Source organism: Sphingomonas sp. AP4-R1 (assembly GCF_013113735.1).
In the GTDB taxonomy this organism is placed as follows: domain Bacteria; phylum Pseudomonadota; class Alphaproteobacteria; order Sphingomonadales; family Sphingomonadaceae; genus Sphingomonas_I.
This window is the reverse complement of the sequence record NZ_CP053346.1, coordinates 4,563,361-4,578,164: the sequence shown is the minus strand read 5'-3', so window position 1 is coordinate 4,578,164 and position 14,804 is coordinate 4,563,361. Positions and strand designations below refer to the sequence as shown.

8 protein-coding genes are annotated in these 14,804 nt (G+C 65.2%); 1 reads left to right on the top strand and 7 read right to left on the bottom strand.

What is annotated here, in order from left to right:
• Window positions 1–10: 10 nt before the first annotated feature.
• From HL653_RS20810 to HL653_RS20780, 7 genes are all read right to left on the bottom strand, one after another.
• Window positions 11–202: a hypothetical protein gene (locus HL653_RS20810; protein ID WP_171746191.1), complete on the bottom strand. Its 192-nt coding sequence runs from the start codon at window positions 200–202 to the stop codon at window positions 11–13.
• The gene (locus tag HL653_RS20805) at window positions 199–1,365 is read right to left on the bottom strand and encodes a PepSY domain-containing protein (protein WP_171746190.1); all 1,167 of its coding nucleotides are present in this window, start codon (window positions 1,363–1,365) and stop codon (window positions 199–201) included. Before HL653_RS20805 ends, HL653_RS20810 begins: the two co-directional genes overlap by 4 nt.
• Before the next feature lie 187 nt (window positions 1,366–1,552).
• A complete protein-coding gene (locus HL653_RS20800) occupies window positions 1,553–4,252 on the bottom strand; it encodes a Tat pathway signal sequence domain protein (protein WP_171746189.1) in 2,700 nt (899 codons plus the stop codon).
• 10 nt (window positions 4,253–4,262) lie between these two features.
• Window positions 4,263–4,946, bottom strand: coding sequence for a DUF6250 domain-containing protein (locus HL653_RS20795; RefSeq protein WP_171746188.1), 684 nt, complete (start codon window positions 4,944–4,946; stop codon window positions 4,263–4,265).
• Between the two features lie 15 nt (window positions 4,947–4,961).
• Window positions 4,962–7,829, bottom strand: a complete 2,868-nt coding sequence (locus HL653_RS20790; RefSeq protein ID WP_253717211.1) for a TonB-dependent receptor — start codon at window positions 7,827–7,829, stop codon at window positions 4,962–4,964.
• Between the two features lie 221 nt (window positions 7,830–8,050).
• Window positions 8,051–9,328, bottom strand: a complete 1,278-nt coding sequence (locus HL653_RS20785; RefSeq protein ID WP_171746187.1) for a GDSL-type esterase/lipase family protein — start codon at window positions 9,326–9,328, stop codon at window positions 8,051–8,053.
• A 29-nt stretch (window positions 9,329–9,357) separates the two neighbouring features.
• A complete protein-coding gene (locus tag HL653_RS20780) occupies window positions 9,358–11,136 on the bottom strand; it encodes a rhamnogalacturonan lyase (RefSeq protein ID WP_301337975.1) in 1,779 nt (592 codons plus the stop codon).
• Between the two features lie 359 nt (window positions 11,137–11,495).
• Between HL653_RS20780 and HL653_RS20775 the strand changes: the two genes are divergently transcribed.
• Entirely contained in the window at window positions 11,496–14,744 is a 3,249-nt protein-coding gene (locus HL653_RS20775) for a TonB-dependent receptor (protein ID WP_171746185.1), read from the top strand.
• Window positions 14,745–14,804: the final 60 nt, after the last annotated feature.

The window sequence follows — 14,804 nt, the reverse complement described above, 5'->3', positions numbered from 1 at the left end:
GCGATATCGTTCAGGTCCGGCGGGCCTTCATCGCCCACGCGACCGTCAGGATCGGTACGGCCAGCCCGACCCACGAAAGCGCATCGCGCCACCCGTCGCCGGTGAGCGCCGCGACCAGCGCCACCACGCTCAGCAAGGCGATGGCCAGCGGGGCCGCGAAGATCGTCCGAAGGCTCTGTCCGGAGGGCGTGCGCCGCGTCATTCGGCCGGCACCGCGATCCCGCCCGTCTCGACTTCGCGGACATGCGCGGCCGAGGAGGCGCGGCGCTTGCCGAGCCACAGGTAGAGCCCGGTGATCAGGATCACGATCGTGAACAGGTCCAGCACGGCCCACAGCAATTTGAGCGGCAGGCCGCCATAATCGCCGAAATGCAGCGGACGCGAGAGCGAGAGCGACTTGTTGTACCACGGCATCGTCCGCGCCGCGGTGAAGGCGCCGGTTTCGGCGTCGATCAAAGCGGGGGTCAGCAGGCGCTCGGTCAGCGGCGTGTCGCCCTGGAAGAACACGGCATAATGATGTTTGGAGCTGAAGCGACCGCCGGGAAAGCCGATGAACTGCGGATTGTTGCCGGGCAGCACCTTGCGCGCTTCCGCCATCGCCTTGTCCAGCGAGCCGTAACGCGCGGGCGGCAGCGCACCCTTGTCGGCATATTGGCGGGTCATCTCCGCCAGTTCGTTCCGCTGCCACAAGGCGTTGATCGGCTTTTCCAGCGTGTTGATCACGCCGGTGACACCCACCACCGTCATCCATGCCAGCGCGACGATGCCGAGCAGGTTATGATAATCGAGCCACTTCAGCCGCGCGCTGCGCGACGTCCGGAGCGTGCCGAACGCAAGCTTCCGCATGAACGGCGCATACAGCACCACGCCGGACACGAGCGCGGCGGTGAACAGCACGCCCATCGCGCCAAGGAACAGCATGCCCGGCAGGCCCAGGAACATGTCGGTGTGCAGTTTGAGCAGGAAGGCCATCACGCCGCTGCCATCCTCCTTGCCCAGCAATCTGCCGGTCGATCGGTCGAACACCTGGATCGTCATCTCCGAACCCGGAGAGTTGGGTCGCGGGCCGGTGGTGATCGTCATCGAAGGCTGATCGTTGTCGAATGCCATGAACAGCGGCACTTCGCCGGGCCGCGCGGCAAGCGCCTTGGCCATCATGGTATCGAGCGGCAGGAGCCCATGAGCGGTGCCGGACGAGCCGACCCCCGGCATTCCGAACTGCAGGCTCTTGCCGCCCAGACGATCGATCTCGTCCTTGAAGATCAGGGGCAGGCCGGTGATGCACAGCATCAGCAGGAACAGGGTGCAGACCAGACTGGTCCATTTGTGCACGACGTACCACGCGCGGATCGAAGAACTCTTCATGGGAAATTAAGCCGGCGCGTTGATATCAATTCTCATTAGCGCGGTATGGGGTGCGCGGCGGGTTGTCAACTCGACCCCGCCGCCGAATGTGGGCGTCGGGGCTCTGTGCGAACCGTGGGCGAAGGGAGTGGCGCCACGGCATGCGCCGTGACGCCGCGATCCGGTTTCGTGGGCCTTCGCCCGGTCGTCAGGCGCCGCGCGGTTCCTGCGCGGAGCTGTGGTGCGGTGGAATGGTGGCGCGGTCGATCGCTTCAGGCACCAGCGCCAGCATCTGGATCGCGGCCAATCCCCATTGGGAGGCGGCGTTGGTGGAGACGGACGGCCATTCGATCACGCCAGCTACCGTGTGGCGGGGATCGCCGGTCCAGGTGCCGAGGCCCTGATCGCCGGAGAAGAATTCCTGCGTGGAGCGGTCTTCGAGGGCGCGGTCGTGCGTCGCATGCGCGGCATAGGCGGTGAGCCGGGCATAGCTTTCCCGTAGATTGCGCGCACCGAACGGCTCGCCGAACTTGGCGATGTAATCGGCCTTGGGCGCATTGAACCAGCGGCAATAATCGAGCCACGTCGCCTTGTAGGCGGGCAGATCGATCAGCTGGATCAGCTCGGAATTGACCTCGACCGCGCCGAACACCGCCGTCAGATGCTGGAAGTGGACCTTGCCGTCGCCGGAAAGGAAACGGCCCGTCTTGAGATCATAGACGCCCGACCCCGTCATCCAGCCGTGGGGCAGCTTGGGGATGGTCGTCATGCCGGCCAGCAGCCGGTCGCGCCAGCGCGTATCGCCGGTCCGCTCCCATTCGGTGAGCCAGGCCGCGGCATAAGCGGTCCAGCTCGGGCCGAAGCCCATGTCGATCGTGCCGGGCGGGCCGGCATAAGGCTTGGCGTTCGGGATCTTCCGGCCGATCTCGACATGCTCCAGCGTCTGATCCGAGGTCAGCAGATCGCGCAGGATATCGCCCATGCGATCGTCGGCGGTGAGGTAATAATAGATGCGGCGATAATTGGCGTTGCTGACGCGCGGCTGCTTGGAACTGTCGCTCCAGTGCTGGACGCCGTGGCGCGTGCCGAGCCCGGTGAAGCGGCCGAGATGATAGGTGTCCACCTCCGACGTGTGGCGCGTCATCGCCTCGGCCAGCCGCCAGACCTGCGCCTTGCCGGTGCGGAGCGCCTGCAGCCAGAGCCACAGATCGGGCGACAGCTCGCTATTGTCCCACGCGAAGCCGCCTATGTCGTAGCGCCAGACATGGCGATCCCCATCATAGGTGTGCATCACGTCGCCATGATCCCAGAAGCCGTACCAGGATCGCTGCTCGACCTCGTTCGCGTAGAAGTCGACGAGGTTGGCGAGCTGATCCTCGACGATTTTCCGGTTCGGGGTCGATCGATCGGGGAGCGCCCAGTCGCCGAAGATCTGCGCGGCGTGCAGATGCGCGGGATCGGCCATCAACTGGGGCGGCAGCGCATTGGCGTGCGCCATGGCGGTGATGTCGTCGCTGGCGGGCGTCGCATCGAGCGCCCAGAGAGTCAGTTCGTTGGTGCGGCCGATGCCGATCGCGCTGTCCCAGCCGGGCTCGTAATCCTCGTAGGTGACGTCGAGCGCATGGTTCTGCGCGGCATAGCCTTCCATGCCCAGCACGCCGCGATAGGTGCGCAGATCCATCGGCGGCGCTTCGGGTGACCAGAGCCAGGCGGTGAGGCTGGCTTCGTCGCTCGCGGCATTCCGGATCGCCAGCGCGCTCGGGTGGCGCTGCCAGAACCAGCGCTGCGCGATCGCAACGCCGCCGGTGGGGCTGCCGACATAAGCGAGGCCCGGCGCGCGCTTGCCCGATCGGGCCGCGATCCACGCAAAGCCGTCCGCCGTGCGCTTCTCGATGCGGAAGCCGTCGGCATTGGCCTGCTCCAGCGTGAAGTCGCCCCACGTCGGGATCATGTCGAGGCCTTCGCGCACCGGCTTGCTCATGCCGGCCAGATCGGGGATCGCGCGGCCGGCGATCTGCGCCTCGCGATAGGCGGCGCCCGGATCGCGGCGCAGGCCGGTGATCGGGCGCACCGCCTCGGCGAAGATCGGTCCGTCGCTGGCGAAGCGGACGTGGCGGTCATGCGGGGCGCCGCGCATCGGCACCGCCGCGCGCAGACCCAGCGAGGAGAGGAAGTCCTTCGCAGGCTCCCCGTCGAAGACGAAGCTGTGGACGATCCGCAGATGGTTCGCGCCCGCATAGGCATAGAGGCGCACGGTGAAGGGCAGCCAGCGCCGGCCGCCTTCGGCCACGTGCATCCCGGTGAGCTTCACGACCGCGCGGATGGGGCCGCTCTGCTCGACCACGGCTTTGTCGACATGGCCGGTGAACGGCACGGGCGCACCGTCGAGCGCAGGGCGCACGCTGCCGACGAGCGTGAGCGCGCCCATCAGCGGCCGGCCGGCGCGGGTGGCGGAGCGGATCGGCACGTCGCCGCTGCGCGGGATCGTCCAGCTCAGGCTGCCGATGCGGATCAGGATGGCGTCGGGTGTCTCCTCGACGCGGACGGGAGTGGCGGAGGTGACGGCGGAACGGCCTGGACGGATCATGATGTCGGGGGCGCCGACGCCCGCCTCCAGAGCGTGGGCGGTCCACTTGACCGAGCCGTCCGGCCAGGTGGCCGTCACCCAGCTTTGTGCGGGCAGTTCCTTGCCGCCACCATCGACGCGGAAGCTCGACCGTTTGGGCAGCGCGCCGCGCGGCCAGGCCACCCCGACCGTCTGGCCGAGCTGAAGTGGCGGGGTGTCACCTTCCAGCCAGTGGAGCGGCGCGGGCGATGCCGTCGCCGTGCCGGGCCGGGCGATGGCGGCGGTCGGCAGCAGGGCGGTGGCGCCCAGCAATTTCATCGTGTCGCGGCGGCTGATCTGCATCGGGGGATCCTCAGCGAGGGGAGAGAGTGACGCGGCGCACCTGGATGTGGCTCCACGTGGTCCGCAGGCCGAACCAGCCATGGCGGTAGGGCGCCGCATCGGTGAGCGAGAAGAGGGGCTGGCCGTCGCGCTCCACCGCGATGCGGGCGCCATCCGCGATCAGGGTGATCGCCGTCCAGCGATCGGGCACGAGCATCGCGGCCTTGTCCTGCCGGTCATGCTCGGGAAGGAGCGGGCGGTCGCCGGGGCGGCCGACATAGCGGCGCATGCGCGTGGTGCTGTTCCGGTTGCCGCCGATGCCGACATAATAGGTCCGCAGCGTATCATAAGCCTCGAACGCGCCGTTGCGGGGATGATCGAGCGGGGAGCCACCGTCATTCTCGGTCGCCATCCAGAAGGCGTTGAGATCGCTCACCTTATCGTTCGGGCCGGAGCCGGACACGGCGCGGGCCTCGAAGCGGATCGTGACGGGCGCTGTCAGCGGGCGATCGAACCACAAAGTGAGGCCCTTGGCGCTGTCGATGTCGATCAGTGGGCCGTGCTGGCTGACCTTGGCATTCCTGTCCTCGGCCTCGATCCGCCAGTGCGACAATGCGAGTGGCACGCGCTCTGCGGAAAGGGCGGCCGGAGCCGCAGCTCCGGCCAGAGCGGCGAGCATGACGAGCCGCCTCTGTCGCCCCGTCAAAACCCGCATCGCCCAATTCCGTTCTTACAGTTTCGCCCGGATGCCGCCGTAGATGCGGCGACCGTAAGTTTCGACGATATTCTGCCGATAAATGCTGTTCGCATTCTCGGTCCGCTGCGCGTGGAACAGGTTCACGCCTTCGAGGAAGATCGAGAAATGATCGTTGATATTGTAGCTGGCGGATCCGTCCCACTGGCCGAAGGCGGCACCCACGGCCGGATTGTTGCCGCGATCCAGCGCCGCGATCAGATATTTGGAGCGCCAGTTGTACGACAGGCGGACCGAGAATTTATCGTCCTCATAATAACCGGATACGTTCACGCTGTGGCGTGACAGGCCGGGGAAGGTGAGGGCGCTATTCGTGAAATAGTCCTTCTGATTGTAGCCCTTGTCCTTCGAATAGGTGTAATTCGCGGTCATGCCGGTATTCTTGAGGAGGCTCGGCAGGAAATCGAACGCGATCTGGCTGCCGACCTCGACGCCGTTGATCTGTACCTTCGACGTGCCGTTGATCGGCAGCGAGATCGTGTAATTGACCCCGCCGATCACTTCCTGCTGCGTCGTGCGATCGACGAAGGAGCTGATATCCTTGCGGAAGAAAGTGGCCGACAGGAAGTTGACCTTGCTGATGTACCATTCCAGCCCGATGTCATACTGCTTGGCGCGATAGGGCTGCAGGTTCGGATTGCCGCGCGATCCGGTGAAGCCGACCGTATCCAGCGTGAAACGCGGAGCCAGATCGGACGGGTTCGGACGTGCGATCACTTCCGTCGCTGTCGCACGTGCCAGCAGCTTGTTCGGGATCAGTTCGGCTTTCAGGTTCAGGCTGGGCAGGAACTCGGTATATTCACCCTTCGACGAGAAGGGCGTGACGCGGGCGGCAGCGCCCGTGCCGGTGACGACCGAACCGCGTGATTCCGTCTTCGTGTTGATCACGCGCGCGCCGATCACGCCGCTCACCTTGATGCCGGCGGGCTCGAAGGCGAAGGCGGTGGAGACATAGCCCGCGATATTCTTCTCGTAGACGCCCCACGTGTCGGTGGGATTCAGGTTGCCGAACGGATCGGGGATGCCGGCGGCATTGGCGACGTCCATGCCGAGATTGAGGAAGCGGCTGTAGCCGTTGAAGCCCAGCGAGCCCGTGTTGAAGAAATCATGGTCGCCGAGATCGAAGTTCGGTTGCACGATGCTCTGGATCTGCTGCAGGATAGCGGCATTGGTGCCGGTGGACTGGACCTGCGCAACGGACACACCGCTCGCGTAATTGGCGAGCGTGATGTTGCCCATGCCCGGCGTTCCCGCGACATAGCCATTATAGGTCTTGGTGCCGTCATAGAGGCGGCTCGTCACGTCCACGTCGCGCTTCTGCACGCCGAACTTGATCGAGGTGAGCCAGCTTTCGGGCTTATACTCGAAATCGAGCTTGCCGGCCTTTTCGATCTGGTTGTTGTAGCGCGGGCGGCGCAGCACGATCAGTTGGGTCAGGCCCTGCGTGGTGGTGGGATCGATCGGCAGCGTGATGTTCGGCGCATGCTCGCTGCCGGTATAGTCGACGACGATCGACGACAGGCCCTGCGCCGCTGCCGTCGCGTTGATCTCGTTGTTGACGGCCTTCGCCTTGGCGTAGCTGCCGCGCGCCGAGACGGTGAAGCGGTCCGTGACGTTCCAGTCGCCGCCGATCTGGCTGTTGATGTTCTGGCGGTCGATCGTGCCGAGGATGTTGCGATAGGTGGCGCTCAGCGCGCCGGGATTGATCACCTGGCCCGCCCCGTTGCGGGTGGTGGTGCGATCGACGAACGTGATCTTGTCGAACGTCTGATCGTCGCCCAGCGTGGAATTGGCGAGATCGATGCCGCCATTGGGCGCATTCTGGACGGTGCCGAGCTGCAGGAACTGCGAGTTCAGCTTCTGCTTGCCGCGCGTATAGGTGCCTTCGACGAACAGCTTGAGCGTGTCGGTCGGACGGTATTCGACGATGCCGTTGAAAGCGTAGCGCGTGGTCAGCTCGCGGTTGATCACATAGCGCGGGATATCCGGCGCGAAATCGCCGAAGCCATTATTGTCGGTATCAACGCAGGCGCCCTGATTGCGACCGGCGAGGCAGTTCGGCGCGGTGGCGGGCGAGTTGCGCTCGACCTGGCGCCAGCCGGTGGTGCGCGCCTGATCATACCACAGGCTGCGGCGCTCATAGGTGCCCGAGAGCAGGATGCCGAGCTTGTCGTCGAAGAAGGTCTTGCTGCCGATCAGCGCGAACTTCGGATCCCAGCGCTTGCCGAGATCGGAATAAACGGTCTGCGCGGAGCCGGCGAGGAAGGGCTTGCCGTTATTGTCGAACGGGCGGCGCGTGATGATGCGGACGGTGCCGCCGAGGCCGCCTTCGGTCATGTCGGCGGTGGCCGATTTCACGACTTCGAGGCGCGAGACGAATTCGGCGGGGATGTCGCGGAATTCGACCTGACGGTTCGACACGCCAGCGCCGGTGGAAAGCTGGGTCTGGCCGTTGACCTCGACGCGGTTCAGCGAGGGATCCGCGCCACGGATAGCGACGCCCGATCCTTCGCCGCCCTGTCGGGTGATCTGGACGCCGGTCACGCGCTGGAGCGCTTCGCCGACATTCTTGTCGGGGAACTTGCCGATATCCTCGGCCGAGATCGCATCCAGGACCTGGGCGGACTCGCGCTTCACGTTGAGCGCATTGGCGAGGCTCTGGCGGATGCCGCTGACCACGATCTCTTCGGCGGCTTCCGGCGAGATGGGCGTGGCGGCAGGCTTGGCGGGGGCGGGTGGGGCAGAGGCGCTCTGGGCGAGGCCCGGCTCGATCGCCGCCAACGAAGCGATCGCCATCGCCAGACATGACGACTGACGGGTCCACGCGCGCGAATTGCTGATCATGCCATCCTCTCCCTCACACTTTTTGTTCTTGGAATCGTCCCATATTTTGGAACTGGATCCCGGCTTGTGAGCGATCATTAAGCGTGGATGTACAATCTTTCAACCCTGCGCTTGAAGGCGTGCCTCCCGTCTTCGCGGCACGCCTTGTGGTGAAGCGGAATGGGCGCGCGGGTCAGCGCTGCGCGGCGGGCGCGTCGTGCCACCATATCGAGTCGCGCAATTCAGCGCGGTTTTGCGGGGTTGGCGTCGTCGCCGAGGGGCCGTATCGTGAGCCTGACCGGGCTGGCGGGGACGCGGAAATCGACGAGACGATCCGGTTTCGCGGGATCGAAATGCCGGAATTCGGGCTTGATCGCGGCGGACAGGGGGCTGTCGCTCCGCGCGATCCCGGCTGCCACCAGCCGCGCCAGCTCCCACGCCCCGAACGGGCTGTGGTGGGTCATGTCGCGGTTGGTGCCGTCCGCATCATGCTTGAACAAAGCCCAGGACGGCGCCTCCCCGAACGACTCATAGAGGGTGGTCGACAGCGCAGTGAGATCGATCAGGCCGGCCGAACTCAGCCGTGCCGCCTCGCGCGCCATCTGGGGATAGTCGTCGAGGGACGATGCGATGCGGCCGTTCACGAAATTGTGCCGCTCCATCGGCGTGACGATGATCGCGCGAGCGCCCTTCGCGTGGACGGCCTGGACCCAGGCGATCAGGCCGTCCCGATATTTCAGCGACGCCTCCGGATCGCGCAATTTCTCCTTCATGTCATTGTGCCCGAACTGGACGATGAAGAGGTCGCCGGCGCGGATGTCGCCGAGGATCTTCGCGAACCGGCCGCGATCGTTGGAGGCGCTGACGGACTCGCCGGATTCGCCCTGATTGGAGACGACGGCGCCGGGCCCGACCATCGCGGTCAGCATCTGGCCCCAGCTCGCATAAGGCTCACCGGACTGATCGCAGACGGTGGAATCGCCGAGCAGATAGAGGGTCGGGACCGTGACGGGCTCGATCCGGATCTCGCGGACGGAGGGGCGGAGGCCGTTGAATTCGAGCGTGAGGCGCCGGTCCCATGCCACCGCCTCCTGCGTGGTCTCGCGAGGAGCTTTCAGGCGCACGGTTCCGCCGCCGACGATGTCCGGGGTGCGCACATTCACCAGAAAGGATGCGCGCTTCGTGCCGCCGGCCGGGACGGACAGGCCGGAAAGCTCCAGACGGCGCAGTTCGGCCTTTACGGTGGTGTCGCTCGCCAGCGCTCCGCCGAGAAGGAGCGTCACCCGGTAATTGCCGGGTGGCTCGTCGAGCGAGACGTAAAAGGAATGTTCGCTCTGGACGCCCTGGCGATCGGCGTGCGTGTCACCGGCGATGTCGAACGTCACGGGCGCGCTTCCGGGGGCCGCGCGCGCCGAGGCCGTGTCGGCATCGTCTTTGCCCATCAGGAGGCGCTGGGCCGCCGCGTGCGAGGGCGCCCCGATCGCGGCGCCCAGCAGCCAGGCGGCGGCCATCCGCTTCATCCCTACTCTTCGCATCGTGTCCGCCCGCGTCACCGGGGATCCTCGGTCGGCGTGGGCTCGCCGAGATAGAAGCTGGTGTGGGGCGGCTGGTTGTACGCCGTATTCTGCCATGCCACCCCGAGCCGATAGACCGGATCCTGCATCAACGTGACGAAGCGGTGCGTGGTCGGATAGGGCGTCGCGTAGATCCGCAGCTCGCGATTGTCGGCGGAGCGCAGGATCACCTCCTCGCGCCAATCGCCGAGGAGATCGGCCTGCAGCGCGGGCGTGGCCTTCGTGCCGTTGTTCGACGCGGCGCCCTCCGCCTTCAACAGCGGCACCGCGCGGCCCGCTTTCCAGTCCCATTTGCTGATCGTCGCGCCGTCGAGCAGCTCGCGCAGCCGATCGCCATCCCACCAGATCGCGAAATTGGTCTGGCGCGGAGCGGGGCCGATGTCGGTGCCGTGGACATCGAACAGGCTGGGGGAGTTGGAGCCCCACATCTCGGCGCCGACATGGCGCGGATCGATGTCGGCGGCGAGGCCGCGACCCGTGTCCTTCTCGGCGGGCTTCTTCCAGAGGATTTCGCCGGTGCGCGCATCGAGCAGCGCCGAGCCGATATGGCCGTTGCGCGCCATATCCTCGTGGACGCCCCATTTTTCGAGGCCGGGGCGGGCGGGGTCGAGATCCGAGACGTGCATCGTGTCGCCGTGGAACAGCGGCACGGTCCAGAGGCCCTTGCCGTCATCGTCGATCGCCATCGATCCGTAGATCACCTCGTCGCGGCCATCCTGATCGACATCGGCGATGCTGAGCTGGTGATTGCCGCGCCCGGCATAATCGGCGTTGCCGGGTTTGGCGCTGTCGAACAGCCAGCGCTCGGTCAGCTTGCCGTCGCGATAGTCCCATGCGGCGATCGCGGTGCGCGCATAATAACCACGCCCGAACACCATGCTGGGGCGCTGGCCATCGAGATAGGCGACGCCGGCGAGGAAGCGATCGGCGCGGTTGACGTACCCATCGCCCCACGTGTCGCGGAGCTGCTCGAACGTGGGATTGCCGCCCGGATAGCGCGGCGGATCATAGGGGACGGTGGCCAGCGCGCGGCCGGTGCGGCCGTCGAACACCGTGAGATATTCGGGGCCCCTCAGGATGCGGCCGATCAGGGGGGCGACCTTCGTGCCGTCCGCCAGCACCTTCGCGCCCGTCCGGTCGGGTTGGGGCACCTCGCCGCCATGTTCGCGCCAGTCGGCCTTCGCGTCGCCGATCACATGGCCGGTGCCGTCGATCGTGCCGTCGGCGGTCTTCATCGCGATTTCGGCGCGGCCGTCGCCGTCGAAATCATAGACGAGGAACTGCGTGTAATGCGCGCCGGCGCGGATGTTCTGACCCAGATCGATCCGCCACAGCCTCTTGCCCTCCAGCGTATAGGCATCGAGCAGCACGGGCCCGGTGAAGCCGGCCTGGCTGTTGTCGTGGCTGTTGGTGGGATCCCATTTGAGGATGATCTCGTAGCGGCCGTCCCCGTCCAGATCGCCGACGCTCGCGTCGTTGGCGGTGTAGCTATAGCTGGTCCCGTCCGGGCAGGTGCCGCCGGGCGGCAGGTCGAGCGGGATGGGGAGATAGGGGCCCGTGATGGCCAGCGCCGGCGAGGCCTCCTGCCTCGCACCGATCCGCTTCACGGCATAACGATCCTCCGCCTTGCCGGCCCTGTCGACATAGCTGGTCGGATCGTTCGCGCCGGTCGTGGCGATGCGGGTGCCGTTGCGGAACAGATCGAAGCGTGCGGCAGCCCCGTCCTCGGCCAATAACCGCCAATTCAGCAGGATCCCGCCGTCGAGGGCAGGGGCGGCGACGGCGCCGCGATCGAGTCGCTCGACCTGACGCGCCGCGATCGCGGGGGGCGACGTGCCCGTCAGCAGGCCGAGCAGAAATACCGAAGTGCGCCAACCCATTGCCATCCCCTCATTTGCGGTCTTCGTTTTCTGAATTCAAAATATGGTATTGCAGACCGCATATTGGTCAAGTACCTTGCTCCCACATTAATAAGATCAATCGGACTTACGGCCTGCAAATGGGCCGATGATGAGAAGAGGATGCCGGCCTAGCCCGCACCATCGATGAAGAAGGGTCGTCGCCGACTGAACAGGCGGCGCCCAGCAAGGCTTCGTGCCAGGGGGAGAGGGGTATGTTGAAGAAAGGGCGCCGCCTGAGCGGCCAGTTCACCACCAGTTCGCATCTGGTGATTACGCTCGTGGGGCTGTGCGCGGCGACGGGTGCCGTGGCGCAGGCCGTTGCACCGGAAACGACTTCCACGCCTTTGATCACGGCGCAGCCGCAGTCGGGCGGAGAGCAGACCTCGACTTCCGATCAGCCGGTCTCCGCGTCGCCGGATGTCGCGACCCAGTCAAACACCGAGGACCGTCCGGAAAAGACGCATCTTTCGGCGGAAGAGGCCAGGAAGGCCGAAGATATTCTCGTCGTCGGCACGCGCGCGTCGCTGCGCTCCGCTATCAATCGCAAGCGCAATGCCGATACGGTGGTCGACTCGATCGTCGCGGACGATATTGCGAGCTTCCCGGACAAGAATGTCGGCGAGTCGCTGGCGCGCATCACCGGCGTTCAGCTGAGCCGTGACTTTGGCGAAGGCACGCAGGTCTCGATCCGCGGTGTCGAGCCCGACCTGAACCGCATCGAGATCAACGGCGTGTCCCAGCAGAGTTCGGAAGGCACGCGTGGCGGCGACTTCCGCGAGCTCGCGACCGAGCTCGTCAAGTCGATCGACGTCTACAAGGGCTATTCGGCGGATCTCACCGAAGGCGGCCTGGGTGGTACGGTGCAGATCGAGACGCGCAAGCCGCTGGAGTTGGCGAAGCCGCTCGCGTCCGTCGTCGCCTCCGGCCAATATGCGGAGCTGCAGCAGAAATGGCGTCCGCGTGCGACGCTGGTGGCCGGCACGCCGCATTTCCTGCTCGACGGCCTCGGTATTCTCGGCACCGTCACCTACAGCGACGTGCTGACCCGTCAGGATTATATCAGCAACACCAACTGGAATCGCGACGCCGACTTCGATCATTCGGATCAGAAGACGGTGGCCGATCCGCTCTATGCCAATTTCGGCACCTATGCGAGCTGCGCGAACGTCGGCGGCACCAGCACGGCGAATGCGACATCGCGGCGACTGGCCTGCGAAACCCAGTTCTTCGACTGGGCGCCGCGCGTGCCGCGCTATCGGACGCTCAATCGCTACGACAAGCGCATCTCCGCCGACGTCTCTCTCCAGTATGAGATCGCCTCCAATCTGCGCGTCTATGGTGAGGCGCAGGTCAACAACCGCAACAACCGGCTGAGCGACGTCAACTACTCGCTCGATATGGGCCGCTTCCAGCGGTACAATCTCGATCCGACGCTGCCGGCGGGCCTGAATGGCGGCACGTCGCGTCCGCAAGTGCAGACCGGGACCTCGACCGTCGATGCCAACCATGTCGTGACGAGCTATCTTACGGCCCGCAACGTGGTGAATATCGGCACCGCGGCGGCACCCGTCTACAGCGGTGCGGCGAACATCGTCGGCGTGCAGCGCCGCAACTTCAAGAATGAAAGCCGCTCGCAATATTATACCGGCGGGGCGGAGTGGAATCTCGATCGGCTGCAGGTGAAGGCGCTGCTGTCCCATGCCGAAGGGCGCAATATCAACAATACCAATCTGGTATCCTATGGCACCAGCGTCAGCGGCATCACCGTCGACCGCCGCAACGATGCCGGCGTGCCGGGCTTCATCTTCCCCAGCACGTTCGATGCGTCCGATCCGAGCGTCTATTCGGATGCCACGCGGCGCGATCCGGCCGGCAATCTGCTGCCCGTCTCCGGTCCGACCGTCCAGTACCGCCCGATCGACAACAGCAACCGGGAAAACCAGCTGAAGCTGGACGCCGACTGGAAGGTCAATCTGCCCTTCCTGAAGATGATCGAAGCCGGCACGCAGATCCGCTCGCAATATTATCAGCAGTATAATGGCGGCGGCACGCAGATCCTGACGCCGGCCACCGGCACGACGGCCGCCGTCTTCCAGAGCAGCGCCAACGTTTCCTACACGACGAACATCGTGCCGACGGTCACCCAGCGCAACAATGGCTCGACCTACTTCATGACGCCGGCCGAATATGCGTCCTTCGTCAGCGCCAATAGCGGTGTGACGGGCGGGGCGCCGCTATTCAGCGGACTTTCCGGCCTGCCGTCCGGCATTCCCACGCGCCTCGCCATTCCGCTGTTCAATACGGACGCGCTGTCCAAATATTATGACCTGTCGGGCTTCGATCAGGACATCGTGAAGTTCGCGGACGGCAAGCCGCAGATCCCGGCCTACAAGATCAGCGAAGACATCACCGCCGCCTATCTGAAGGGCGATTACGAATTCCGCGTGTGGGGCATGCGCGTCACCGGCAATGCCGGCGTCCGCTACATCCACACCAAGGATAACGGGACGGGCACGAACCGCGTGAACATCACGCGCTTCACGGCGACGGGCGGAACCGAAACCGTCCCGGTCAGCGCGGAATCCCGCACGCTGAAGAACAGCTATACGGACTGGCTGCCCGCCTTCAACATGGCGCTGGAGATCACGCCGAACCTGGTGGTGCGCGCCAATTGGGCGAAGAATCTCGCCCGGCCGAAGCCGACCGATCTGGTTCCCAACATCAATTGCACGGACGACACCACGATCCTGCTGCCGACCGAGGATGTCTGCACGGCCGGCAATCCCAATCTCCAGCCGTATCGTGCCAATCAGTGGGAGTTCAACGCCGCCTGGTATCCCAACCGGGACACGATGGTGAGCCTCGGTTATTACCGGAAGAACGAGAAGAGCTTCGTGATCGCCGCGCAGACGATCGCCGGTGTCGATCTGTTCGGCGACGGGACGCTTTACACCGTGCGTCAGCCGATCAACGGTTTCGGCGCGGTGCTGGACGGGGTCGAGGCGAGCGCGCAGACCGTCTTCTCGTTCCTGCCGGCGCCGTTCGATGGCTTTGGTGCGAGCGGCAACATCACGTTCGCCCGCGCGATCAAGACCAACCTCACCAATTCGGCGACGGGCGCCGAGCTGAAGGAATATCCCGGCCTGTCGAAGTGGACCTACAATGCCAGCATTTTCTACGACAAGGGCTTCCTCAACGCGCGCCTGAACTACAATTTCCGGTCAGACTGGCTGGTATCCGTCCTCGATGCGAACAACGGCAACAATCCCATCTACCGCAAGGGCGAGGGATATCTTGACGGAAAGATCACGTTCCGCTTCTTCCATCAGAAGTTCAGCGCGTTCGTGGAGGCGCAGAACATCCTGAAAGAGAAATCGGAATCGTTCATCAAGAATCTGGCGCCGGTGGAAATCTATTATCCTGGCCGCCGCTTCTTCGCGGGCGTCCAGTACAAGCTGTAATCTTTATACTCTTCCCGTTGCCTCCTCGCCTCCGCCGGTTTTGCTGGCGGGGGCTTTTTT

Coding starts and splice junctions, on each gene's coding strand:
- HL653_RS20810 (WP_171746191.1), bottom strand. CDS start 202: ATGACGCGGCGCACGCCCTCCGGACAGAGCCTTCGGACGATCTTCGCG.
- HL653_RS20805 (WP_171746190.1), bottom strand. CDS start 1,365: ATGAAGAGTTCTTCGATCCGCGCGTGGTACGTCGTGCACAAATGGACC.
- HL653_RS20800 (WP_171746189.1), bottom strand. CDS start 4,252: ATGCAGATCAGCCGCCGCGACACGATGAAATTGCTGGGCGCCACCGCC.
- HL653_RS20795 (WP_171746188.1), bottom strand. CDS start 4,946: ATGCGGGTTTTGACGGGGCGACAGAGGCGGCTCGTCATGCTCGCCGCT.
- HL653_RS20790 (WP_253717211.1), bottom strand. CDS start 7,829: ATGATCAGCAATTCGCGCGCGTGGACCCGTCAGTCGTCATGTCTGGCG.
- HL653_RS20785 (WP_171746187.1), bottom strand. CDS start 9,328: ATGAAGCGGATGGCCGCCGCCTGGCTGCTGGGCGCCGCGATCGGGGCG.
- HL653_RS20775 (WP_171746185.1), top strand. CDS start 11,496: ATGTTGAAGAAAGGGCGCCGCCTGAGCGGCCAGTTCACCACCAGTTCG.